This is a genomic window from Bradyrhizobium sp. SZCCHNR1043 (genome assembly GCF_032489675.1).
Taxonomy (GTDB): domain Bacteria; phylum Pseudomonadota; class Alphaproteobacteria; order Rhizobiales; family Xanthobacteraceae; genus Bradyrhizobium.
The window spans coordinates 210,368-234,209 of the sequence record NZ_JAUEYN010000003.1 but is presented as its reverse complement, the minus strand read 5'-3'; the positions used below and the strand labels follow the sequence as shown (position 1 = coordinate 234,209).

Below are 23,842 nucleotides of genomic sequence, written 5' to 3'. Positions count from 1 at the left end.
TTGTTATTCTTGTTGATGCATGGTAACAAGCGGCATGTCAGACCTTCCACTGGCGCGCCGCGACCAGATCGCCGGCCGCCTCTCTGCGGGGCAAGCGGTCATCGCGACCGCCCTCGCCGACGAGTTCGGCGTCTCCGAGGATGCGATCCGGCGCGATCTTCGCGCGCTTGCCGCCGAAGGACGCTGCCGCCGCGTGTATGGCGGCGCATTGCCCATCGTCGGCGGCATGGCACCGATGGCGGCGCGTATCGGGCAAGATCGCGAACGCAAGCTGGCGCTCGCCCGGTCGGCCGCCCGCAGCATCGCGCGTGGGGAGTTTCTCTTCCTCGATAGTGGCAGCACCAATCTCGCCCTCGCTGAAGTCCTGCCCGATGATTTCGATCTCACCGTCGCGACCAACGCCATCGACATTGCCGCAACCGTGCTGCATCGGCAGGACCTGCAGTTGATCGTGATCGGCGGCTCCGTTCACCCCGCAGTCGGCGGCTGTGTCGACGCCGACGCCATCATGCAGGTACAGCGCTTGAACATCGACCGCTGCTTCATCGGCGCCTGCGCTGTATCGGCGCAAGGCGGCATCAGCGCGGTTGATCCGACTGACGCAACGTTCAAGCGAACGCTGCTGTCGCTGAGCCGCGTAAGCGTCGCAATGGTCACCAACGAGAAGCTCGAGACCCGAGCCCCCCACCGTATCGCCGGCGCCAAGACGATCAGCCAGCTCACCGTCGAGCATGATGCGCCGGCGGCCCGACTCGCCCTGCTCAGACGGGCGGGAGCTACCATCATGACCGCCACCCCGCCCGGATGACGGCGCCTTCAGAGTTTCAGGAATCTTCCAGATGAGTTCGGATCACCGCGCGGCGCGGCTCGCGACACGCCTGGCTTTTTTCGTCGCCGGCTTCGGCATCGCCTGCTGGGCGCCGCTGGTGCCGTTCGCCAAGCAGCGACTGGGGGTCGACGATGCGACGCTCGGGCTGCTGCTGCTCTCGCTCGGCGTGGGCTCGGTCGCATCGATGTTGGCGGCAGGTCTCCTGAGCGCCCGCTACGGCAGCAAGCCCGTCGTCATCGTCAGCGGCATCGCCTTGAGCATGCTGCTGCCCCCGCTGACGATCGCCTCAACGCCAGCCACGCTCGGGCTTGCGCTGTTCGCCTTTGGCGCGGCGCTCGGCTCGCTCGACGTCGCCGTGAACATCCAGGCGATCGACGTCGAGCGGCTGAGCGAGCGTCCGCTGATGTCCGGCTTCCACGCGCAGTTCAGCATCGGCGGCTTCGCAGGCTCCGGCGTCATGACTGCGCTGCTCGCGTTCGATGTCGCGCCGCTGCTCGGCACGCTCGCCTGCTGTGCGCTCGCCCTGGCCGCGATGACCGTGGCTGCCCCACGACTGATAGCGAGCAAACCGGCGCAATCGGGCCCTCTGCTCGTGCTTCCTCACGGCGCAGTGCTGCTGCTGGCGGCGCTCGCCGCGATCATGTTCCTGGTCGAGGGTGCGATGCTCGATTGGAGCGCGCTGTTGCTTGCCGGGTCGGACCGCCTGCCGGCCGCGCAAGCCGGGCTGGGCTACATCATGTTCTCGATCGCAATGACCGCCGGGCGTCTCGTCGGCGATGCCGTGGTTGCACGGATCGGCGATCGCGCGACGTTGCTGGGGGGCAGCGTCATCGCGATCACCGGCTTCGTCGTGCTGCTCGCGGTTCCCTGGATTGTTGCTGCCATGGCCGGCTTCGCGCTGATCGGCTTGGGTGCATCGAACCTGGTCCCAGTGCTGTTCCGCCGGGCCGGCGCGCAGACAGCGATGCCGGTCGGGCTGGCCGTCGCCGCCGTCACCACCGCCGGCTACTCCGGCGTACTGCTTGGGCCCGCCGGCATCGGCTTCGTCGCCGCGGCCACCAGCCTGCCGGCCGCGTTCTGGATGTTGGCCGCACTGCTCGTCATTGTGCTGCTGAGCGCACCACGCGTCGTAGCTGCGCCAAATTAGGAACGAGCCCGGTGCTTGGCTTTGATACGCATCTCATGCCCCAGCCAAGAGCAGAATCGGACGCGCACCCAATATCGTTACTCTCATTCTCATCATCGTCGGCGCTGCGTAGACGGCAATCCTGGAATCCGCGTTCGCGGCCATCGTAGCCTGCCCGCCTGCCCCGCTTCGTGCGCCGCCCCGCAACGCAGGTTGCAGACATCGCCTCCCTTGCGAAGCTCGTCCGGACGGCTCAGGATCGCCGGACAGACAGCGGAGCAGTCTAGTGGAGATCGATGGCGAGGCCCCTGCGGACGAAGACGGATTTGCCGACACACAGGCGCGCGACGCGCATTTCCTGCGCCACAGCTTCTCTGTCGCCCTCCGCTCGATGTCACACGGCAATCACCCGTTCGCCGCCATTCTCGTCGATGCTGACGGCAGGGTCCTGATCGAAAGTGAAAACGGCTACCTGCCAGCGCGCGATGCCACAGCGCATGCAGAGCGACTGGTCGCGACGCAGGCCTGCACGTCGATTGCCCCTGAGATCAGAGCTGTGGCTACGCTGTATTCGTCGGCAGAGCCGTGCGCGATGTGCGCGGGCGCCATCTACTGGGCCGGCATCGGACGCGTGGTCTACGGCCTCAGCGAGCGGCGGCTACGCGACCTTACCGGCAACCATCCGGAGAACCCGACGCTCGACCTGCCCTGCCGCGAGGTGTTCGCGAGCGGCCAGCGCGCAACCGAGATTGTCGGCCCCTTGTTGGAGGAGGAAGCCGCGGCGCTGCATGAAGGAGCCTGGGACAAATGAAGCAGGCGCCGCGACCGAGCCGCGGCGCCTTCTTCGAGTGCTTCGATCCGTATCAGAACTTCACGGTCACGCCCGAGTAGAGCGACGACTCGGTGCAAGCGCCCGTGGCGACGCGAGTGCCGCCGCCACCGGCGACGGAACAGCCGACCGCGTTGTTGTGGTCGAGGCCGAACTTGTTCTGCCAGTAGCGATAGGCCACCCAGACGTCGATCATGTGGCTCTGCTTCTCACCCCACATCGCCTTCGACGCATCGAAGGTCAGGCGGATCGGCTCGGAGTTGAACTCGACCTTGGTCGGATAGACGCCGTTCGCGACGCTGGCCGGGAGCGGCTCGGTATCGGTGCCCTTCTTGCCGTACCAGCCGGCGCGACCCGAGATCGAGAAGAACTGCATGCTCTCAGGCAGGAAACCGAGATCCATGTAGTAGTTGGTCTCGACCGCCCAGGTTGGCTTGAACGAGGTGTTGCCGTCGGAGATGCAGGGGTTCGACCAGCCGGCGCCGCACTGCGAGAACGAGTTGTGGTTGGCGAACTCCCAGTACATCAAGGGAGCGACGTTGAAGTAGCCCTTGTAAGGCAGGTTGAACGCGAACTGCAGACCGGCGACGACGTCACGCTTGGCCGCGCCGAAGTAGCGGTTCTCGGTATTGGCATCCATGCCCACTTCGAACGAGATGTTCTGCAGCGGCCCCACCGTGAAGGCCTTGGTGTTGAAGATCTGGTTCCAGCCGAAGGTCGAGCGGAACAGGCCGTAGATCTCGGTCGCACCGGCGCAGCTCGCCGGCGTGAACGCGAAGCCCGCGTTGGGCGAGACGATGCCGCCGGTCTGCGTGCAGGGCCCCGCCGGGTCGTTGTGGTCCGACTTGAACAGCGAGATCGTGAAGAAGTTGGTGCCGTAACCCCAGACGTCGAAATGGGTGAACGAATAGACCTGCTTGGCGGTCTTGGCGTTGAACGTGCCGTTGCCGTTGACGCTCCATGCACCAGGCTGGCTGGCATCGAAGATGTAGGAGTAGGTGACGCGATTATCGACGACGAGGAAGAACGGCACCTCGGCCGGAGCCTTCTTCGCGATCGCCTTGGCGGGCAGGTCAGCAGCCCCTGCGACACCGACTGAGCTAAGCGCTACCGCGCCCAGCGCGACGGCCGCCGCGATTGTTTGACGTAACGACATTCAGAACACCCCCAGTTGACAAGCGCCGATTCCCGACTTGCATGCACAGTTGCGCCGTTCGACCGGCTGGAGAAGCCTCAACTTTCTCCAGGACTTGCCCGCAGTTTGATCAAGGTTCCGCCGTATTGCAGCGGCGACGACAGCAGATGCTGGCCTGAACATGGGACGATTGGCCGCGGCCGCGATGCTCCCAAATTCCGATCTTGCCGCTTCACATTGCAGAAGTTTTTCCGAAAGCCCCCGCGTGGCCTTCCGCGCGCTTTCGCGAGCAAGCCTGGGCGCAAGCGCGCCCCTGACGCGTATTGGATGACGCTGCTCATCCAACGTGCAGCTTGCCGCGGCGGATCGATTTCCGGCCAGTGTCTCAAAAGTGCCACAGAGCTTTATCGATCACAGCTGATTGCAGCGTACGCTGCTTGCAACCAAGGGCGCGCTGCATTCGCCGATCGCCGCGCGATGGGCGCTTGGACAAGAGTTGGGCAGAGGATGGCGCTTTTCGCCTCTTACGCGCCGCGGCAAATTAGATCACAATTGAGGCATCTTCGTTCCCCTGCCCACGACGCAGCAAATGCCTGAACCCGCGCCGGCCGATCCGAACCCTACGCCTCCGCTCCTGCAGACGATCGGGTTGACCAAGCGCTATGGCGACTTCCTTGCCAACGACAAGATCGACATCGAGATCCGGCCACGCGAGATTCACGCCTTGCTTGGCGAAAACGGTGCCGGCAAGTCGACGCTGGTGAAGACGATCTACGGACTGGTGCAGCCGAGCGCCGGTGAGTTGCGCTGGCAGGGTGTGCCCATCAAGCTGTCCGGCCCGGCCGAGGCGCGATCTCTCGGCATCGGCATGGTGTTTCAGCATTTCTCCCTGTTCGACAACCTCACCGTGGCTGAGAACGTGGCGCTCGGGCTCGACGGCAAAGAGCCATTCAAGGCCATGTCAGCGCGGCTCGCGGACGTCGCGCGCGACTACGGACTGCCGCTCGATCCGAAGCGCGAGGTCTGGCATTTGTCGGTCGGCGAGCGGCAGCGCATCGAGATCGTGCGGGCGCTGATGCAGAGTCCGAAATTCCTCATCCTGGACGAGCCCACCGCCGTGTTGACGCCGCAGGAGGCCGACCAGCTGTTCGTCGTGCTGGAGCGACTGAAAGCAGAAGGCCGCGCCATCCTCTACATCAGCCACAAGCTCGAGGAGGTGAAGCGGCTGTGCGACACCGCCACCATCCTGCGCAGCGGCAGGAAGGTCGCGACCTGCAATCCGAAGCTGGAGACGGCTGCCTCGCTGGCCCGCATGATGGTGGGAACCGAGATCAAGCAAGTGAAGCCGCCGGCCGAGCGACGCACCACCGTGCCGCGCCTGGTCGTCAATGATCTCACCCTCGCCCCCAGCGAGCTGCATGGCGTGGGCCTCAAGAACATTTCCTTCGAGCTGAAGGGCGGCGAGATCCTCGGCATCGCCGGTGTCGCCGGCAACGGCCAGGACGAGCTGTTTGCTGCGCTGTCCGGCGAACGCCTCGTCAAAGAGCCCGGCACGATCATCATCGAGGGCCTCGCCTGCGGCAATCTCTCGATCAGCCAGCGCCGCAAGATGGGAGCCGCCTTCGTGCCGGAGGAGCGGCTGGGGCACGGCACCGCCCCGCGGATGAAGCTATCGGAGAATGCGCTGCTGACGGGACACGCGGCCAGCGACATGGTCCGGCACGGCTTCATCAACGCGGCAGCGACGCTGCGGACCGTCGATCGCACCACCGAGACATTCGATGTCCGCAAGGCGAAGCGCGATCCGGAAGCGGCGAGCCTGTCCGGCGGCAATCTGCAGAAGTTCGTCGTCGGACGCGAGATCCTGCGCACGCCGGCGGTGCTGGTCGTCAACCAGCCGACCTGGGGCGTCGACGCCGGCGCCGCCGCGATCATCCGCCAGGCGCTGATCGATCTCGCCAGCGCGGGCGCTGCCGTCCTCGTGACCAGCCAGGACCTCGACGAACTCATCGAGATCGCCGACCGCATCGCCGTGATGTTTCACGGGCAGCTTTCGAAGGCGCTGCCACGCGCGGAGGCGACGCGCGAAAAGCTCGGCCTGTTGATGGGCGGCGCCAGCATCGAGAAGGAGGCCGCGCATGCAGCTCGTGCTTGAGAAGCGCGCCGAGCGCTCGCGCATCATTGCGCTGGTTTCGCCACTGATCGCGATCGGGCTGACGCTCGTCACCATGAGCGTGCTGTTCGCCGTGCTCGGTAAGAACCCGATCACTGCGCTCGGCGTCTACTTCATCGCGCCGCTCACCGACGGGTATTCGCTGCAGGAGATCGCGGTGAAGGCCACGCCGCTGGTGATGATCGCGATCGGCCTGTCGCTGTGCTACCTCGCCAACGCCTGGAACATCGGTGCCGAGGGCCAGTTCCTGATCGGGGCCGTAGCCGGCAGCTGGATCGCGGTGAAGACGCAGGGCACCGAGGCGGGACACTGGGTGCTGCCGGCGATGCTGGTCGCAGGTGCCGCGGCCGGCGCCCTCTATGCGCTGATCCCGGCGCTGTGTCGCGTCAAGTTCGGCGCCAGCGAGATCCTCACCAGCCTGATGCTGGTCTACGTCGCCGATCTCCTGCTCGACTATCTCGTCCGTGGTCCGTGGCGTGATCCGGCCGGCTTCAACTTCCCGACCACGGCGGAGTTCGATCCGGTGGCGACCGTGCCGGTGCTGATCGAAGGCGGACGCCTGCATCTTGGAAGCATCATCACGCTGCTCGTCGTTGTGGCCGCCTTCGTGCTGCTCGACCGGACCATCAAGGGGTTCGAGATCCGCGTCGTCGGCGTGGCGCCGCGCGCCGCCCGCTTTGGCGGCTTCAACGCCAATCAACTGGTCCTGCTGACCTTCGCGATTTCCGGCGCGCTCGCCGGCCTCGCCGGCATCATCGAGGTGGCCGGACCGATCGGACATCTGCAGCCCGGCATCTCGCCCGGCTATGGCTTCACCGCGATCATCGTTGCCTTCCTCGGCAGGCTCAATCCGGTTGGAATATTCATTGCAGGGCTTTTCCTCGCGTTGACGTTCATTGGCGGCGAGCAGGCCCAGATCACGATGAAGATTCCACTCGATGTCACCAAGGTGTTCCAGGGCATCCTGCTGTTCTACGTGCTCGCCTGCGATTCGCTCATCCTCTACCGTTTCAAGCTCGTCTTGGCCGCGCGGCAGGTGCAAAGTGGTGCTGGTTGAAGCAATCATCCTGTCGGTGCTCGCCGCATCGACGCCGCTGCTGCTGGCGGCCACCGGTGAGCTGGTCACCGAGCGCTCGGGTGTCCTCAATCTCGGCGTCGAGGGCATGATGATCGTCGGCGCGGCCTGCGGCTTCGGTGGGGCCTGGCTGTCCGGCTCGATCATCGTCGGCGCGCTGTGCGGCATCGTCGCCGGCATGCTGATGTCGTTGATCTTCGCGTTCATGACCCTTGGCCTCGCCGTGAACCAGGTGGCGACGGGCCTCGCGCTGACCATCCTCGGCATCGGTCTGTCCGGCCTGATCGGCGCGCGCTTCGTCGGCGAGCGCATCAGCACCGCGCCGCACCTCTCCATCCCCGGCCTCAGCGACATCCCGCTGGTCGGCCGTATCGTGTTCGGCGAGGACGCGTTCGTCTATCTGTCGCTCGCCTTGATCATCGCCGTCTGGTGGTTCCTGTACCGCACCCGTGCCGGCCTGGTGCTGCGCGCCTGCGGCGACAACCATGTCTCCGCCCACGCGCTCGGCTATCCCGTGCTGCGCATCCGTTTGCTCGCGGTGTTGTTCGGCGGCGGCTGCGCCGGGCTTGCCGGCGCCTATCTGCCGCTCGCCTACACGCCGTTCTTCATTCCTGGAATGACCGCGGGGCGCGGCTGGATCGCGCTGGCGCTGGTCGTGTTCGCATCCTGGCGGCCGGGCCGCCTCGTCATCGGCGCCTATCTGTTCGGTGCGGTGACGATCCTGCAGCTGCATGCGCAAGGCGCCGGCGTCGGCATCCCCTCGCAGTTCATGTCGGCGCTGCCGTACCTCGCCACCGTGATCGTCCTGGTGCTGCTGTCGCGCGCCCGCACCGGCGGCTCCACCGCGCCGGCGGCGCTGGGGACGGTGTTCGTGCCGGATCGCTGAAGCAATCATCCGGAGCGCCAGCGATGGGGCGCGACGCTCTGGCTCACGAGGTATCCCCCCGACTGTTTGGAGATATTGACGATGATGAAAAGGCTTCTGGGGGCTGCCGCCGCGTTGGTGCTGGCGGGAAGCATCGCCGGCGTGGCGCACGCCGCCGACAAGCTGAAGATCGGCTTCATCTACCTCGGGCCGATCGGCGACCTCGGCTGGACCTATCAGCATGAGCTCGCGCGCCAGGCGCTAGTGAAGGAGCTCGGTGACAAGATCGAGACGACCTATCTCGAGAATGTGCCGGAAGGCCCCGACTCCGAGCGCGCCATCGAGCAGTTGGTCCGCGCCGGCAACAAGCTGATCTTCACGACCTCGTTCGGCTACATGGATCCGACCCTGAAGGTCGCCAAGAAATATCCCAACGTGCATTTCGAGCACGCCACTGGCTACAAGCGCGACAAGAACATGTCGACCTATTCGGCGCGCTGGTATCAGGGCCGCTACATTCAGGGCATCATCGCCGGCAAGATATCGAAGGCCGGCGTGCTCGGCTATATCGGCTCGTTCCCGATCCCGGAGGTTATCTCTGGCATCAACGCCACGATCATCGGCGCGCAGACGGTCAACCCGAACATCAAGGTCAAGATCATCTGGGCCAACACCTGGTTCGACCCGGGCAAGGAAGCCGACGCCGCCAAGGCGCTGATCGACCAGGGCGCCGACATCATCATGCAGCACACCGACAGCCCGGCCGCGATGCAGATCGCAGCCGAGCGCGGCAAGCTCGCCTTCGGCCAGGACTCCGAGATGATCAAGTTCGGCCCCAAGGCGCAGCTCACCTCGATCCTCGACACCTGGGGCCCCTACTACATCGCGCGCGTCAAGGCCGAGCTCGACGGCACCTGGAAGTCGGAGGACACCTGGGGCGGCCTCGATTCCAAGATCTTCGAGATGGCGCCCTACACCAACATGCCCGATGACGTGAAGAAGCTGGCGGAGGAGACCCAGGCGGCGATCACCGCCGGCAAGCTGCACCCGTTCAAGTGCCCCGTGCTCGGCCAGGACGGCAAGGAGATCGAGTGCAAGGGCGGCGACCATCTCGCCGACGGCCAGATCCTCGGCATGAACTTCTACGTCAAGGGCGTCGACGACAAGGTGCCGGGCAAGTAATCAAGCTGGAGCTGCCGATCACCCTGCAGCTCTGCTGCGGCAGGGTGATCGGTACTCACATTTGAGTTGGACCTTTTGTTGCGACGGATGATGAGGTAGATCGTTACCCGAATGCATCGTGTGGTACGGCCGCATCGTCTGGGTCGAGTCCAACGATGCTCCACCTTGCGATGCCTTGACAGCCGTAACCGGGAGTTCCAACTGTGAACAGATCTATCCTGCTCGTTGCCGTCTGCACGTCGGCGCTACTGACGACTCCAGCCGCTTTCGCCAAGACCCTGGTTTTCTGCTCGGAAGGCAGCCCGGAGAACTTCTATCCCGGTGTCAACACAACTGGGACATCGTTCGATGGCAATGAGCCAATCTACAACCGCATCGTCGAGTTCGAGCGCGGCAGCACGCAAGTCGTGCCAGGCCTCGCCGAAACATGGACGATCTCGCCCGACGGCACCACCTACACGTTCAACCTCCGCAAGGGCGTGAAGTGGCATTCGACCTCCAAGTCGTTCAAGCCGACACGCGACTTCAATGCCGACGACATTCTGTTCTCGATCGAGCGGCAATGGAAGGAGGATAATCCCTATTTCAAGGTGACGAGCCCGAACCATTCGTATTTCGGCGACATGGCGATGCCGAAACTTTTGAAGTCGGTCGAGAAGATCGACGATTATACGATCAAGGTGACCCTCAATCAGCCGGAAGCCCCTTTCCTCGCGGATCTCGCGATGCCGTTCGCCGCGATCCAGTCGAAGGAATATGCCGACGCGATGCTGAAGGCCGGCACGCCCGAGAAGATCGACCAGGATCCGATCGGCACTGGTCCATTCTACCTCGTACAGTATCAAAAGGACGCCGTGATCCGGTACAAGGCGTTTCCCCAATATTGGGGCGGCAAGGCCAAGATCGACGACCTCGTCTATGCGATCACGCCGGATGCATCCGTTCGCTGGGCCAAGCTGCAGAAGGGCGAATGCGACGTGATGCCCTATCCGAACCCGGCCGATATCGATACGATCAGGAAGGACCCGAACGTCACCGTGCTGGAGCAGCCGGGCCTCAACGTCGGCTATCTCGCCTTCAACACGCAGAAGAAGCCGTTCGATGACGTGCGCGTGCGTAAAGCGCTCAGCATGGCGATCAACAAGCAGGCGATCATCGACGCGGTCTATTTGTCGACCGGCATCGCGGCAAAGAACCCGATCCCGCCGTCGATGTGGTCCTACAACGACGCCGTCAAGGACGATCCCTATGACCCCGACGCGGCCAAGAAGCTTCTCGCCGATGCCGGATTCCCGAACGGCCTGGAGACCGATCTGTGGGCCATGCCGGTGCAGCGTCCCTACAATCCGAATGCCAAGCGCATCGCCGAGCTGATGCAGGCCGATCTCGCCAAGATCGGCGTCAAGGCCGAGATCAAGTCATTCGAATGGGGCGAATACCGCAAGCGGCTGCAGGCCGGCGAGCACCAGATGGGCATGTACGGCTGGACCGGCGACAATGGCGATCCCGATAACTTCCTGCACACCTTGCTGGGCTGCGCCTCGGCACAATCGGCATCGGGGTCGAACATCGCAAAGTTCTGCTACAAGCCGTTCGACGAACTGGTCGTGAAGGCCAAGACCGTCAGCGACCAGGCCGAGCGTGCCAAGCACTACGAACAGGCCCAGGTGGTCTTCAAGGAGCAGGCACCGTGGTTCACGATCGCGCATGCGGTGCAGTTGAAGCCTGTCAGCAAACGCGTGATCGACTTCAAGCTATCGCCGTTCGGACGCCACAGCTTCTATGGCGTCGACGTCAAGGATTAGCGGACCTCAGGGCGAAGCAGCTTTCGCTGCTTCGCCGCTTCCGCTTCGCTGCCCTCCCGAAGACCTTCCGGGGAAAGTTGACAGAGCTCTGCATGTTGCGGTTCGTCTTTACCCGGCTCAGCCTCGTGGTCCCGACCTTCATCGGCATCACGTTGCTCGTGTTCGTGCTGATCCGCCTGATCCCCGGCGACCCTATCGAGACGATGGCGGGCGAACGCGGCATCGATCCGGCCCGCCTCGCGCAATTGCGCAAGGACTACGGTTTCGATCAGCCCGTGCTGGTGCAGTATGGTCTCTATCTGTCGCGGCTGGCGCACGGAGATTTCGGCCGCTCGATCGTCACCCATGAGCCGGTGATTGCCGAATTCCAGACCTTGTTCCCCGCGACGGTCGAACTGTCGGTCTGCGCGATCCTGTTTGCGCTGTGCGTGGGGCTGCCGGCCGGCATCATCGCCGCGGTCAGGCGCAATTCGATCTTCGACCACGGCGTGATGGGGATCTCGCTCACCGGCTATTCGATGCCGATTTTCTGGTGGGGACTGCTGCTGATCCTGCTGTTTTCGGTGCAGCTCGGATGGACGCCGGTGTCGGGCCGGATCGCGGTGCAGTATTTCATCGAGCCGGTGACCGGCTTCCTGCTGATCGATACGCTCCTGGCCGGTGATGTCGGCGCGTTTCGTTCGGCCCTGTCGCATCTCGTCCTGCCGACGATCGTGCTCGGCACGGTACCGCTCGCGGTGATCGCCCGCATGACGCGATCGGCCATGCTGGAGGTCCTCGGCGAGGACTACATCCGCACCGCCCGCGCCAAGGGGCTGCCGCCGTTCCGCGTGATCGCGATTCACGCCTTGCGCAATGCGCTGATCCCGGTGGTGACGGTGATCGGGTTGCAGGTCGGCGTACTGTTCACCGGCGCCATCCTTACCGAAACCATCTTTTCCTGGCCGGGCGTGGGCAAATGGCTGATCGAGGGCATCAACCGCCGCGACTATCCGGTGCTGCAGGGCGGCACGCTGCTGATCGGCGCGATCGTCATGACCGTCAATCTGCTGGTTGATATCGCCTATGGGCTGATCAATCCCCGCATCCGGTACACGCGATGAGCGCCGAGAACCTCCCAACCCGCATCGTTGTCGCGCAAGCGGACGCGCCACCGTCTCCATTGCTGGAGTTCTGGCAAGACTTCCGGAAAAATGCCGGGGCCGTCGCGGGCCTGGTCGTCATCGCGGTCCTGATCCTGCTCGCGCTGTCGGCCGATGTCGTCGCGCCGCATTCGCCTGTGCTCACCAACAATGCGGCGTTCCTGAAGCCTCCGTTCTGGCAACAGGGTGGATCGCTGTCCTATCCGCTCGGCACCGACGCGATCGGGCGCGATATTCTGTCCCGTCTCATCCACGGCGCGCGGCTGTCGCTTCTGATCGGCATCGCGGTGGTGACGTTGTCGGTGATATCGGGCACGATTCTCGGCCTGATCGCCGGTTTTTTCCGCGGCGTGACCGAGGTCGCGATCATGCGGCTGATGGACATCACGTTGACGCTGCCGAGCCTTCTGCTCGCGATCGTCATCGTCGCGATCCTCGGGCCGGGCCTGATGAATGCGATGCTGGCGGTCGCGATCGTGCTGCTGCCGCACTACGTGCGGATCGCGCGTGCCGCCGTGATCAGCGAGGTCTCGAAGGACTACGTCATCGCGGCCAAGGTCGCGGGCGCCGGCCGGCTCCGCCTGATGTTCAAAGAAGTGCTGCCGAACTGCGCGGCGCCGCTGATCGTGCAGGCGACGCTCGGAATTTCCACCGCGATCCTTGACGCCGCCGCGCTCGGCTTTCTCGGTCTCGGCGCGCAACCGCCCTTGCCCGAATGGGGAACCATGCTGGCGGACGCGCGCGAATTCGTGCTGCGGGCCTGGTGGGTCGTCACGCTGCCGGGCCTGGCAATCCTGCTGACCGTGCTGGCCTTCAACCTGCTCGGTGACGGGCTGCGCGACGCGCTTGATCCCAAGCTCAAACGATAATCTGCGCAAGAGAGTGAAGGCGATCCGATGCCGCTTCTCGAGATCGAAAATCTGTCGGTCGCATTTCCATCGCGGAACGGGATGGTCCGTGCCGTGGATGGCGTCAGCATCGCGCTCGACAAAGGCGAGGTGCTGGGCATCGTCGGCGAGTCCGGATCCGGCAAGAGCGTCGGCATGCTGGCCCTGATGGGACTGGTGCCCTACCCCGGCCAAGTCCAGGCCGACAAAATGTTGTTCGAGGGACGGGATCTGCAGACCCTGTCCGACCGCGAGCGGCGCGCCCTCACCGGCAAGGACGTCGCGATGATCTTCCAGGAGCCGACGACGTCGCTCAACCCGTCGTTCACGATCGGCTATCAGCTGGCCGAGACGCTGCGCATTCACGAGGGGATGAACCGCAAGGCCGCGCGGCGGCGGGTGATCGAGTTGCTGGAGCAGGTCGGCATTCCCGCCGCCGAGAGCCGGCTCTCGTCCTATCCGCACCAGCTCTCGGGCGGCATGAACCAGCGCATCATGATCGCGATGGCGATCGCCTGCAATCCGAAGCTCCTGATTGCCGACGAGCCGACGACGGCGCTCGATGTCACCATCCAGGCCCAGATCCTGGATCTGCTGCTGTCGCTGCAGCGCGACCGCGGCATGGCGCTGATCCTCATCACCCACAACATGGGCGTAGTCTCGGACACGACCGAGCGCGTCGCGGTGATGTATGCGGGACAGATCATGGAGCAGCGCCCGACCTCGAGCCTGTTCGCCTCGCCCCAGCATCCCTACACGGCCGCCTTGCTGGCGGCGCGCCCGGAAGCGAGCGACGGGGGACGGCTCGCCACCATCCCTGGCGTGGTGCCCGGAGCTTACGACCGGCCGCCCGGGTGCCTGTTCAGCCCGCGTTGCATCTATGCGACGCCGCTGACCGATGCGGTGCGTCCCGAGTTGCGTCCCTGGAGCGATGGCCTGGTGCGTTGTCATTACCCGCTCGGCGATCCCACGCGCGAAGAGCGAATCGAGGCCGACCGGCATGGCGCCGGTGCGCCGAGCCAGGCCCACGAGGCCCTGTCATGACGGCGCTCGTCACCGCGGACGGTCTCAAGCGCAGCTACGAGGTCAAGCAGGGCCTGTTCCGCGCCCCGGCGCATCTGCAGGCGGTCGGCGGCGTGTCCTTTGCCATTGAGGCCGGCAAGACGCTGGCGGTCGTCGGCGAATCCGGTTGCGGCAAATCAACTCTCGCGCGACTCGTCACGCTCATCGAGAAGCCGAACGCCGGCACACTCATGCTCGACGGCCTCGACGCCGTCGATCCTCCGGCCGGCGCCGCGAGGACCTTGCGGCGTACCGTGCAGATCGTGTTTCAAAATCCATATGGCTCGCTCAACCCGCGCAAGCGCGTCGGCGCCATCCTCGAGGAGCCGCTGGTCATCAACACCGACCTCACCAAGCAGGAGCGGCGCGCGCAGGCGCTCGACATGATGGCGAAGGTCGGGCTGCGTCCGGAGCATCATGGCCGCTATCCGCACATGTTCTCCGGCGGCCAGCGGCAGCGCATCGCGATCGCGCGCGCCCTGATGTTGCGGCCGAAGCTCTTGGTCGCCGACGAGCCGGTCTCCGCGCTCGACATGTCGGTGCAGGCCCAGGTGCTCAACCTGCTGGCCGATCTGCAGCGTGAGCTGGGGCTCGCTTATCTCTTCATCTCGCACGACCTCGGTGTTGTCAGGCACATCGCCGACGACGTGCTGATCATGTATCTGGGACTGGTCATGGAGCACGGACCGAAGGAGCGCATTTTCGCGCGGCCACTTCATCCCTATGCGCAGGCCCTGGTCGACGCCACGCCGGGCCTTGGCCGCAAACGTCAGCGGATCGTGCCCAAGGGCGAGTTGCCGTCGCCGCTGGACCCACCGGCCGGCTGCGTGTTTTCGACCCGCTGTCCCTACGTGACGGATCTCTGCCGCGCGCAGCGCCCGCCGCTGCGCCCGCTCGACGGCCGCCTCGTCGCCTGCCATTACGCAGAGCGCTTCCTGGACCCACAGCCGGCCTGACAATCGTCTTCACCCCGCCTGCATCTGACCTGCCGCCGCGCTGTGGCGCCGGATCAGCCGGGTGACATCGAGCCCCGGAATGGCGCCGTCGATCACGGTCCAGCGGCCGCCGACCATCACGCGATCGGCGCGATGCGCGCCGCACAGCACCAGCGCCGCGATCGGATCCCCTGAACCCGAGAAGCGCAGCTCGTCGAGCTTGAACAGTGCGAGGTCGGCGGCCTTGCCGACCGCAATCTCGCCGAGCTCAGGCCGGCCGACGCAGGCGGCCGAGCCCTTCGTCGCCCAGCGCAGCGCATCCTTGTGGCTGATCCGGCTAACGCCGTAGCGCGCCCGCTGCAGCAGGAAAGCGGAGCGCACCTCCTGCATCAGGTTGGAGCCGTCGTTCGACGCCGAGCCGTCGACGCCGAGGCCGATCCCGACGCCCGCCTCCTCCATCTCGCACACCGGGCAGCAGCCGGAGGCGAGCAACTGGTTCGAGCAGGCGCAGTGCGTGATCGTCGTCCTCGCCTTGCCGAGCCGCTTCATCTCCTCGGCATTGAAGAAGATGCCGTGCGCAAGCCAGGTGCGCGGACCAAGCCAACCCTGCTCTTCGAGATAGTCCAGCGGACGACAGCCGAACATCGCCTCGCAGAAGCGGTTCTCATCCTCGGTCTCGGCGAGATGCGTGTGCAGCCGCACGTCGAGCTTGTCGGCGAGCGCAGCCGTCTTCTGCATCAGCGATCCCGTCACCGAGAACGGCGAGCACGGCGCCAGCGCGATCTGCACCATCGCATCCGGCCCGCGCTCGTGATAGGTGGCGACCACGCGCTCACTGTCGGCAAGGATCGTGTCCTCGTCCTGCACCACGCTGTCCGGCGGCAGCCCGCCGTCGCGCTCGGACAAGTTCATCGAGCCGCGGGTCAATAGCACCCGAATGCCGAGCCGCTTCGCCACCGCGACCTCGATGCCAACTGCATCTTCGAGCCCGGCGGGGAAGACGTAGTGATGATCTGTCGTGGTCGTACAACCCGACAGCATCAGTTCGGCCATCGCGACCGTGACCGCTGCATCCAGTGCCTCCGGCGTCAGCTTCGCCCAGACCGGATAGAGCGCCTTCAGCCAGGGGAACAGCTCGCGGTCCATCGCGGCCGGCAGCGCGCGCGTCAGCGTCTGGTAGAAGTGATGATGGGTATTGATCAGCCCGGGGATCACGACATGCGCGCTGGCATCATAGGTCGCCGCACCAGCGGTGGCCGGCTCGGCACCGGCAGGCACCAGCTCGACGATGCGGCCGTCCTTGACGACGACACCGCGCGCAGCATCCTCGGCGAGAATGGCGAGCGGGTCCTTGATCCAGATCGGCGTCGTGCTCATGGCTGCCTCGTCTCGTTGATTGGGCGTTTGCGTGTGCCGGTAACTTGCAAGCGGAAGGCCAGCGTCATCCTATTGCCAGTTGGCGCTGGTCTTGCAAGGATTCCACCCGCGATAGGCTGCGCCCACGAGCTGGCATCACCATGGATCTGAACACCATCACGGAGGTCGTGCGCCCGAGAACGCGGGCCGAGCTGCCCAGCTGGCAGGCAGGCGATGCCTGGCTGGCCGGCGGCACGTGGCTGTTCTCCGAACCGCAGGCGCAGCTGTCGCGGCTGATCGATCTCAGCGAGCTCGCCTGGCCGCCACTCACCATCAGCGATCAGGGCCTATGCATCGCCGCGACCTGCAGCGTCGCCGCGCTGGACGCGCTGCCCTGCCCGGCCGACTGGATCGCAGCGCCCCTGATCGATCAATGCTGCCGCGCGTTCCTCGCTTCCTTCAAGATCTGGAAGACGGCGACCGTGGGCGGCAATCTCTGCATGTCGCTGCCGGCCGGGCCGATGATCTCGCTGCTCGCCGCGCTCGAGGGCGTCTGCACGATCTGGAGGAGTGACGGCAGCGAGCAGCGCATAAGGGTCACCGACTTCGTCACCGGCAACAACAGCAACGTGCTCGCGCCTGGAGACCTGTTGCGCCAGATCGACATTCCGCTGCCCGCGCTCAAGCGCCGCACCGCCTTCCGCCAGATCGCACTCACTCCGGTCGGACGCTCCGGCGCGCTGCTGATCGGAACCTCGGGCCGCAACGGCGACCTGCTGCTCACCGTAACCGGATCGACCGTCAAGCCGCTGCAGCTGCGCTTTGCCAGCATGCCCGACGCAACCTTGCTGCGCGCGAGCATCTTCGGCGACATCCCCGATACGTCGTATCATGATGATGTTCATGGCAAGCCCGCCTGGCGCAAGGCAATGACCCTGCGCCTCGCCGAGGAGATTCGCGCCGAGCTCGCTGGCGGCGCGCGGCCATGAGCGTGATCGTCGATGGCAAGGAAGTCGATGCTGCCCCGCGCCCCGGACAGTGCCTGCGGACCTTTCTGCGCGACGCCGGCCATTTCGGCGTCAAGAAGGGCTGCGACGCCGGTGATTGCGGCGCCTGCACCGTGCTGCTCGATGGCGAGCCGGTGCACAGCTGCCTGATCCCCGCCTTTCGCGCCGAGGGCAAGGCGGTCACGACTGTCGAAGGTCTCGCCGCCGATGACGGCCTGCATCCGATGCAGCAGGCCTTCCTCGATGCGCAGGCGTTCCAATGCGGCTTCTGCACCGCAGGCATGATCGTCACCTGCGCCTCGCTGAACCAGGCGCAGGTGAAGGATCTCGGCGCGGCGCTGAAGGGCAATCTGTGCCGCTGCACCGGCTATCGCGCCATCGAGGACGCGCTGCTCGGCCTCACCCATGTCGAGGATGTCACGGCCGGCGAAGCCTTCGGACGCAGCCTGCCGGCGCCTGCCGGCCCCGACGTCGTGCGCGGCCGGGCACGCTACACCTTCGACACCACGGTCGAAGGCCTGCTGCACGTCAAACTCGCGCGCTCGCCGCACGCGCATGCGCGTATCGTCGCCATCGACAAGAGGGCCGCGCTGGCGGTGCCCGGCGTGCATGCGGTGCTGACGCATGAGGATGCGCCGGCGACGCTGTTCTCCACCGCGCGCCATGAGCAGGCCTGGATGGATCCGGCCGACACCCGCGTGCTCGACGACGTCGTCCGCTTCATCGGCCAGAAGGTCGCCGCCGTGGTCGCCGACAGCGAGGCCGCCGCCGAGGAAGGTTGCCGACGACTCGTCGTCGACTACGAGATCCTGCCTGCCGTGGTCGATCCCGAAGCCGCGATCGCGCCCGGCGCGCCCGTCATTCACGCCGGCCGCACAGCTGCGCATCGCATCGCGGACGTCAGCCGCAACATCGTCGCCGAGACCCACGGCGAGCTTGGCAACGTCGCCGCCGCGCTCGCGTCTGCCGCCGCGACCTATGAAGGCACCTTCACCACGCAGCGGGTGCAGCACGCCGCCCTGGAAACGCACGGCGGTCTCGCCTGGCTCGACGACCACGGCGTGCTCACCGTCCGTTCCAGCACGCAAGTGCCGTTCCTGACACGGCGGGCGCTGTGCGAAATCTTCGACCTGCCTTCCGACCAGGTCCGCGTGTTCTGCGAGCGCGTCGGCGGCGGCTTCGGCGGCAAACAGGAGATGTTCGTCGAGGATATCCTCGCGCTCGCCGCGCTGAAGACCAACCGTCCCGTCAAGCTCGAATTCACCCGAGAGGAGCAGTTCATCGCGACCTCGACGCGACATCCGATGCGTGTCACGGTCAAAGCGGGCGCCGACAGCGACGGCAAGCTGACCGCGCTGCAGCTCGATGTAGTCTCCAACACCGGCGCTTACGGCAATCACGCCGGGCCCGTGCTGTTCCATGCCTGCGGCGAGTCGATCTCGGTCTACAATTGTCCCAACAAAAAGGTCGACGCGATCGCCGTCTACACCAACACGGTGCCGGCCGGCGCCTATCGCGGCTACGGCCTGCCGCAAACCACCTTCGCGGTCGAAGCCGCAATCGACGAGCTCGCGCGGCAGCTCGGCATCGACGCTGTCGAGATGCGACGCCGCAATATCGTCAGGCCCGGCGATCCCATGCTGGCGCCGCCGGCATTGGAGCACAGCGACGTGCTGTACGGCTCCTACGGGCTCGACCAGTGCCTCGATCTGGTCGAGCGCGCGATGGCCGAGACGACGCCGACGCCGGAGCTGTCGGCCGAGTGGCTGACGGGCGATGGCATCGCGCTGACGATGATCGATACGGTGCCGCCTGACGGCCACTTCGCCGACGCCGCCATCAGCCTGCGCGACGACGGCGGCTTCGTGCTCACCGTCGGCACCGCCGAGTTCGGCAATGGCACCAGCACCGTGCATCGCCAGATCGCGGCGACCGTGCTCGGCACCACGCCCGACCGCATCACCCTCGAGCAGTCCGACACCGCCCATGGCGGCCACGACACCGGCGCCTACGGCTCGACCGGCACGTTCGTGGCCGGCCGCGCCACGCAGGCCGCGGCGGAGGCGCTCGCCGAGACGCTCAAGCGCTTCGCCGCCGATCATTGGAACCTGGATCCGGACGGCTGCCGGATCGCTGACAATGCGATCAGTTGCGGCGCTCGGCGCCTGTCCTTTTCCGAGATTGCCAAGCTCAGCGGATCGCCGCTCACGGCAAGCGGCAACTCGCAGGGCACGCCGCGCTCGGTCGCGTTCAACGTCCAGGGCTTTCGCGTCGCCGTGAACAAGCACACCGGCGTGGTCAAGATCCTCAAGAGCGTGCAGGCCGCGGATGCTGGCCGCGTCGCCAATCCGATGCAGTGCCGCGGCCAGATCGAGGGCGGCGTCGCGCAGTCGCTGGGTGCTGCGCTCTACGAGGAGATCGTGATCGACGAGACGGGCTGCGTGATCAATCCGCGCTTCCGCGACTACCATGTGCCGTCCTATGCCGACGTGCCGCGCACCGAAGTGCTGTTTGCCGACACCAGCGATACGATCGGCCCATTGGGGGCGAAGTCGATGAGCGAGAGCCCCTACAATCCGGTCGCCGCCGCGCTCGGCAACGCGCTGCGCGCCGCCACCGGCATCCGCTTCACCGCCGTGCCGTTCAAGCCGGACCGGCTGTTTCCGCAGTTGCAGGAGAAATTCGGCGAATGAGCCAATGATGGCGGCGATCCGGGGACGCGCATGAGCGAGACATTTCGTCCGGTCGACGAGCGTCCGGCGGCCATCAGCTCCTCTGCGCAGCACGTCCGAGGTGGGAGATGGCCGCGCTAGGGCTTCGACCGGCGATCGCAGGACCAGCCGAACAGGCCGCTTCGCTCGGTCTCGGGCTCCGGCTCGGCTGCCGGAGCAGATTGCGTCGGCTGCGCGGCCGCCTGTGGCGCGGCAGGCGCGACCGGCTTTGGAATGGTCTCGCACTTCATCGAATAGACCAGCTTGCCGTCCTCGGTGCGCCCGATCGGCGCGCAGGCATCGGCGCGCCTGGCGGCTGCCGGCTTTGGCGCGGGCGCTGTCTGCGCCAAGGCGGATTGCACCAAGGCGGGCTGCGCCATCACCAGAATGATCAGGACCGGTCTCTTCATCGCGTCCGCCATGCGTCGTTACCGGATGCATTGAACGCAATCGCGCGGTCGATGTCCACCAGATCAAGCGCGCATGAAGGCCTGTCTCCTGTGCACGGCCTGCCAAAGCGATGCGCTGGAAATCACACGGGATCGATGCAACAGATGGGGCGCAGGCGGCCGTCCTTCGGCGCGTGCTGCACAAGGAGATGAGCGCACGATGTGGGCCTCGATCATATCGGAATGGCTGAGCCTGATCTTCCGCTGGCTGCACGTGGTCGCGGCGGTGGCGTGGATCGGGAGTTCGTTCTACTTCATCGCGCTCGATCTCAGCCTGAAGCCGCGTGAGGGCCTGCCGACGGGCGTGATGGGCGAAGCCTGGCAGGTCCATGGCGGCGGCTTCTACCACATCGTCAAATATCTGGTGGCGCCGGCGCAGATGCCGAGCGAGCTGACTTGGTTCAAATGGGAGGCCTACACCACCTGGCTGTCCGGCTTCGTGCTGATGATCGTGGTGTATTGTCTCAACGCCGACCTGTTCCTGGTCGACAAGTCGATCCTCGATCTCACGCCCGTTCAGGCCGGCCTGTTCAGCTTCGGCTCGCTGGCGATGGCGTGGCTGCTGTACGAGGGCGCCTGCCGCAGCGGCCTTGCCAGGCACGAGCTGCCGTTCGCGATCGGCGGCTACATCTTCCTCGTCGCGCTCACCTACGCCTTCACCCACGTGCTGAGCGGCCGCGGCGCCTTCAACCAGATCGGCGCGATCATCGGCACCATCATGGTCGCCAACGTGTTCGCGGTGATCATCCCCAACCAGAAGAAGATCGTTGCCGCGTTGCTCGCAGGTCAGGCTCCGGACCCCAGGCTCGGCAAGACCGGCAAGGAGCGCTCGGTCCACAACAACTATCTGACCCTGCCGGTCGTGGTGCTGATGATCAGCAATCACTATCCGCTGCTGTTCGGCACCCGCTACAATTGGGCGATCGTCGCCATCGTGCTCGCGCTCGGGCCGGTGATCCGCCACTTCTTCAACGCGCGTCACAAGGGTCATCCGTCGCCATGGTGGGTGTGGGGCGTTGCGGCCGCGGGCATGATCGGCATCCTGCTGTTGTCCGCGGCGGGCCCTCGCGACGCCAAGACGACGATGAGCGCGCCGCCAACATTCGCGCAGGTCGAGGAGATCGTGACCTCCCGCTGCAGCATGTGCCACGCCGCCGAGCCCGTATGGGACGGCATCGTCGCAGCCCCCAAGGGCGTGCGGCTCGACACCGCCGACAACATCCAGCGCAATGCACGGCTGATCGCGCGCAACGCCGCGTGGTCGAGCGCCATGCCGCCCGGCAACATCACCGAGATCACCGGCGAGGAGCGCGCCGTGCTCGCGGCGTGGGTGGGCGCGCAATAGCCGCTCACCTTCACTGTCCTCTTCACCTGTCAAACAGCTCGTTCGCCGAGCCCACGCACCCGCGCGAGCTCATGCGCCCTGGCAACGGTTCGACTTCCGATCATCGCGGTTCTCTAGGAGAAGAGCGCCCCGGCGCTCCCGCGGCGCGATCGGCCCGGGTTGCGTATATCGTTCGCCCTCACGGTCGCGGGACATGTTCTCGGCGCGCAACAAGCACTCGACCCATCGTTCCGGCATTCGCCGACAACGCAGCCGTCGGCTCGGTCATTGCGCGACGGCGTGCTTGCAGATGCTCGCTTCGGTTCCCCACGACGCATGCGTGAAGCCGACGCTGGGACAACCGGATTTTCACAACGCGCAGTTGAGCTGAGATCCGAGCAACGACGATTGAGTTGGAGCGCATCCGATTGTCGTCATGACCTTGCGGCAAAATTTACCACCCATTGGGACGCGGCTTGGCTGCAGAAAACATGGCGCTAGAGTGGCGCCCACAATCAGCTATCAGCGAAACGCTCCATCATGTCGATCTCCGTCAAAGGCCGGCTGGCCATTGTCGCGCTCATCGCGCTTGCCTGCTTCGCAAGCTCGGTGCTGAAGCTCTATCTGGGGCTGCTGTGCATCTCGCTGCTCGTGAGCTTTGCCGTGGTCGGCGTCGTGGCCCGGCTGGTCGAAGGGATCGCCAGCAGACGCAATCGGAGCGGCGAGCAGCGGCTGGCCCATCGCCGCGATCGCCCTGCTCTCGTCGAGGGCCCGCAGCCGCTGTCGATGACGACGATGGATCATGTCGACACGCCATCGCCAGCGGGGCCCGTGCGATGAGCGGGATGCATACGGCCGCGCCTGCCTCGTCGTTCCGTCTGATCTGCAGCATCGTCGGCGGCACCGAACGACCCTCGCGGTCGTCGATCATCCGTCTCGCGATCGAGCGCTGAAGGACTGGCATTATCGGACACCGGAGACTGGCAAATGGTGCTACGAGTTCGACCGCTGGAACGGCGAGGACCAGATCATCCTCTCGGCCAAGCCGATCGAGGACACAGCGACGCCGCGCTCGGTGGCGATCCATCGGAAAAGGAGCGAGTGGCCGTTCAGGTCGCCGCACTGATCGCGTCGATACGGCGTCTGTACCTCAGCCCTTCGGCCGCTTCCGCTTCGCCTCCAGCGCCGTGAGATAGGTTGCCATCATCTCCGGCAGCGCGGCGACCACGACGTCGCGACTGCGCGGATCCTGCTCGCGCGTGAACAGCAGGGTACCGAGTACGACGGCATCGAGCGTGGTGGCCGCCTGTTGGCCCAGTTCATCGCCGAGCCTGGCGCGCATGACGCGGTCGATGAGGGCCCTGAACTCGGCATGCATGGTCTGATCGTGCAGATCCAGCGTCGCCAGCGCATCTGGATGGCGAACGAAGTAGCGAATCGCCCAGCCTATCAACTGCTCGATGACCTGCGGCGGCGACATCGCTGCCCATTCCGCATCGCTTCGCTGCAGCACGCGATCGAACGCCGGCTGCAGCTCGGCATCGTGACGCTCGGCGAGCGCGTCGAGCATCTGCTCCTTGTCACGGAAGAAGTGATAGACCGAGCCGATCGACGCGCCGGCGCGCTGGGCTGCGGCGTGCATGCCGACGGCACCGATCCCGGCCTCGGCGATGATGGCGGCTGCCGCGTCGAGCAACTGCTCGCGGCGCTCACGGCCGCGCGCCTGGCGGGGCGCACGAGCCGTCGAGCGCGCGGGGTCATTCAGGTCGGTCGCAGCTTTCCGTCGCACGTTCGCGTCATGCCTTCGTTCATCGCGGCGGCAGCGATGCCGATGTCCCAACGGGAACGCCCGACAAGCCGCATAGGGGTAATTGGAAACCGCCACGAGAATGTTACTAGACGATATATTCTAGATTTGATTGTCTAATTCACGCACTGTCAAGAGGATGG

At 65.6% G+C, this 23,842-nt stretch carries 21 protein-coding genes; 17 read left to right on the top strand and 4 right to left on the bottom strand.

The window, feature by feature from the left end; all coding sequences use genetic code 11:
- The first annotated feature begins 19 nt into the window (after positions 1 to 19).
- The 3 genes from QX039_RS06390 to QX039_RS06380 all read left to right on the top strand — a co-directional run bounded on the left by QX039_RS06390 (position 20) and on the right by QX039_RS06380 (position 2,766).
- Positions 20 to 808 carry a DeoR/GlpR family DNA-binding transcription regulator gene (locus QX039_RS06390; protein ID WP_315772019.1) on the top strand — a complete coding sequence of 263 codons (789 nt, stop codon included), beginning with the start codon at positions 20 to 22 and terminating at the stop codon, positions 806 to 808.
- A gap of 31 nt (positions 809 to 839) precedes the next feature.
- Positions 840 to 1,976, top strand: coding sequence for an MFS transporter (locus QX039_RS06385; protein WP_315738532.1), 1,137 nt, complete (start codon positions 840 to 842; stop codon positions 1,974 to 1,976).
- 271 nt (positions 1,977 to 2,247) lie between these two features.
- A complete protein-coding gene (locus tag QX039_RS06380) occupies positions 2,248 to 2,766 on the top strand; it encodes a nucleoside deaminase (RefSeq protein WP_409998870.1) in 519 nt (172 codons plus the stop codon).
- Between the two features lie 52 nt (positions 2,767 to 2,818).
- On the opposite strand, the gene QX039_RS06375 is transcribed toward QX039_RS06380, so the two are convergent.
- The gene (locus tag QX039_RS06375; RefSeq protein ID WP_315738533.1) at positions 2,819 to 3,940 is read right to left on the bottom strand and encodes a hypothetical protein; all 1,122 of its coding nucleotides are present in this window, start codon (positions 3,938 to 3,940) and stop codon (positions 2,819 to 2,821) included.
- Between the two features lie 568 nt (positions 3,941 to 4,508).
- Here QX039_RS06375 and QX039_RS06370 point away from each other — a divergent pair.
- The 9 genes from QX039_RS06370 to QX039_RS06330 all read left to right on the top strand — a co-directional run bounded on the left by QX039_RS06370 (position 4,509) and on the right by QX039_RS06330 (position 15,066).
- The gene (locus QX039_RS06370; protein ID WP_315738534.1) at positions 4,509 to 6,074 is read left to right on the top strand and encodes an ABC transporter ATP-binding protein; all 1,566 of its coding nucleotides are present in this window, start codon (positions 4,509 to 4,511) and stop codon (positions 6,072 to 6,074) included.
- Positions 6,058 to 7,149, top strand: coding sequence for an ABC transporter permease (locus QX039_RS06365; protein WP_315738535.1), 1,092 nt, complete (start codon positions 6,058 to 6,060; stop codon positions 7,147 to 7,149). Before QX039_RS06370 ends, QX039_RS06365 begins: the two co-directional genes overlap by 17 nt.
- Entirely contained in the window at positions 7,136 to 8,053 is a 918-nt protein-coding gene (locus QX039_RS06360; protein WP_315738536.1) for an ABC transporter permease, read from the top strand. The genes QX039_RS06365 and QX039_RS06360 overlap by 14 nt, the downstream gene beginning before the upstream one ends.
- Before the next feature lie 81 nt (positions 8,054 to 8,134).
- Positions 8,135 to 9,214, top strand: coding sequence for a BMP family ABC transporter substrate-binding protein (locus tag QX039_RS06355; RefSeq protein WP_315738537.1), 1,080 nt, complete (start codon positions 8,135 to 8,137; stop codon positions 9,212 to 9,214).
- Positions 9,215 to 9,417: 203 nt separating this feature from the next.
- Positions 9,418 to 11,019: an ABC transporter substrate-binding protein gene (locus tag QX039_RS06350; protein WP_315738538.1), complete on the top strand. Its 1,602-nt coding sequence runs from the start codon at positions 9,418 to 9,420 to the stop codon at positions 11,017 to 11,019.
- Between the two features lie 92 nt (positions 11,020 to 11,111).
- Positions 11,112 to 12,122 (top strand): ABC transporter permease subunit, encoded by a 1,011-nt coding sequence (locus QX039_RS06345; protein ID WP_315738539.1) that lies wholly within the window; start codon positions 11,112 to 11,114, stop codon positions 12,120 to 12,122.
- On the top strand, positions 12,119 to 13,030 hold the full coding sequence (locus QX039_RS06340; RefSeq protein WP_315738540.1) for an ABC transporter permease subunit: 912 nt from the start codon (positions 12,119 to 12,121) through the stop codon (positions 13,028 to 13,030). Before QX039_RS06345 ends, QX039_RS06340 begins: the two co-directional genes overlap by 4 nt.
- Before the next feature lie 27 nt (positions 13,031 to 13,057).
- Positions 13,058 to 14,092, top strand: coding sequence for an ABC transporter ATP-binding protein (locus QX039_RS06335; protein ID WP_315738541.1), 1,035 nt, complete (start codon positions 13,058 to 13,060; stop codon positions 14,090 to 14,092).
- Positions 14,089 to 15,066, top strand: coding sequence for a peptide ABC transporter ATP-binding protein (locus QX039_RS06330; RefSeq protein ID WP_315738542.1), 978 nt, complete (start codon positions 14,089 to 14,091; stop codon positions 15,064 to 15,066). The genes QX039_RS06335 and QX039_RS06330 overlap by 4 nt, the downstream gene beginning before the upstream one ends.
- 9 nt (positions 15,067 to 15,075) lie before the next feature.
- Here the strand turns inward: QX039_RS06330 and QX039_RS06325 are convergent, their stop codons facing one another.
- Positions 15,076 to 16,422: an 8-oxoguanine deaminase gene (locus QX039_RS06325; protein ID WP_315738543.1), complete on the bottom strand. Its 1,347-nt coding sequence runs from the start codon at positions 16,420 to 16,422 to the stop codon at positions 15,076 to 15,078.
- Between the two features lie 140 nt (positions 16,423 to 16,562).
- Here QX039_RS06325 and QX039_RS06320 point away from each other — a divergent pair, with 140 nt between their 5' ends.
- Positions 16,563 to 17,390 (top strand): FAD binding domain-containing protein, encoded by an 828-nt coding sequence (locus tag QX039_RS06320; RefSeq protein ID WP_315772017.1) that lies wholly within the window; start codon positions 16,563 to 16,565, stop codon positions 17,388 to 17,390.
- Positions 17,387 to 20,101: a molybdopterin-dependent oxidoreductase gene (locus QX039_RS06315; protein WP_315772015.1), complete on the top strand. Its 2,715-nt coding sequence runs from the start codon at positions 17,387 to 17,389 to the stop codon at positions 20,099 to 20,101. The genes QX039_RS06320 and QX039_RS06315 overlap by 4 nt, the downstream gene beginning before the upstream one ends.
- A 116-nt stretch (positions 20,102 to 20,217) precedes the next feature.
- On the opposite strand, the gene QX039_RS06310 is transcribed toward QX039_RS06315, so the two are convergent.
- Positions 20,218 to 20,529, bottom strand: coding sequence for a hypothetical protein (locus QX039_RS06310; RefSeq protein WP_315772013.1), 312 nt, complete (start codon positions 20,527 to 20,529; stop codon positions 20,218 to 20,220).
- A gap of 199 nt (positions 20,530 to 20,728) precedes the next feature.
- Between QX039_RS06310 and QX039_RS06305 the strand changes: the two genes are divergently transcribed.
- From QX039_RS06305 to QX039_RS06295, 3 genes are all read left to right on the top strand, one after another.
- Positions 20,729 to 21,913, top strand: a complete 1,185-nt coding sequence (locus QX039_RS06305) for a urate hydroxylase PuuD (RefSeq protein WP_315772011.1) — start codon at positions 20,729 to 20,731, stop codon at positions 21,911 to 21,913.
- 519 nt (positions 21,914 to 22,432) lie between these two features.
- Positions 22,433 to 22,732 (top strand): hypothetical protein, encoded by a 300-nt coding sequence (locus QX039_RS06300; protein WP_315755361.1) that lies wholly within the window; start codon positions 22,433 to 22,435, stop codon positions 22,730 to 22,732.
- The gene (locus QX039_RS06295; RefSeq protein ID WP_315738549.1) at positions 22,695 to 23,018 is read left to right on the top strand and encodes a hypothetical protein; all 324 of its coding nucleotides are present in this window, start codon (positions 22,695 to 22,697) and stop codon (positions 23,016 to 23,018) included. Before QX039_RS06300 ends, QX039_RS06295 begins: the two co-directional genes overlap by 38 nt.
- 24 nt (positions 23,019 to 23,042) lie before the next feature.
- Here the strand turns inward: QX039_RS06295 and QX039_RS06290 are convergent, their stop codons facing one another.
- A complete protein-coding gene (locus QX039_RS06290) occupies positions 23,043 to 23,681 on the bottom strand; it encodes a TetR/AcrR family transcriptional regulator (protein WP_315772009.1) in 639 nt (212 codons plus the stop codon).
- Between the last annotated feature and the right edge of the window lie 161 nt (positions 23,682 to 23,842).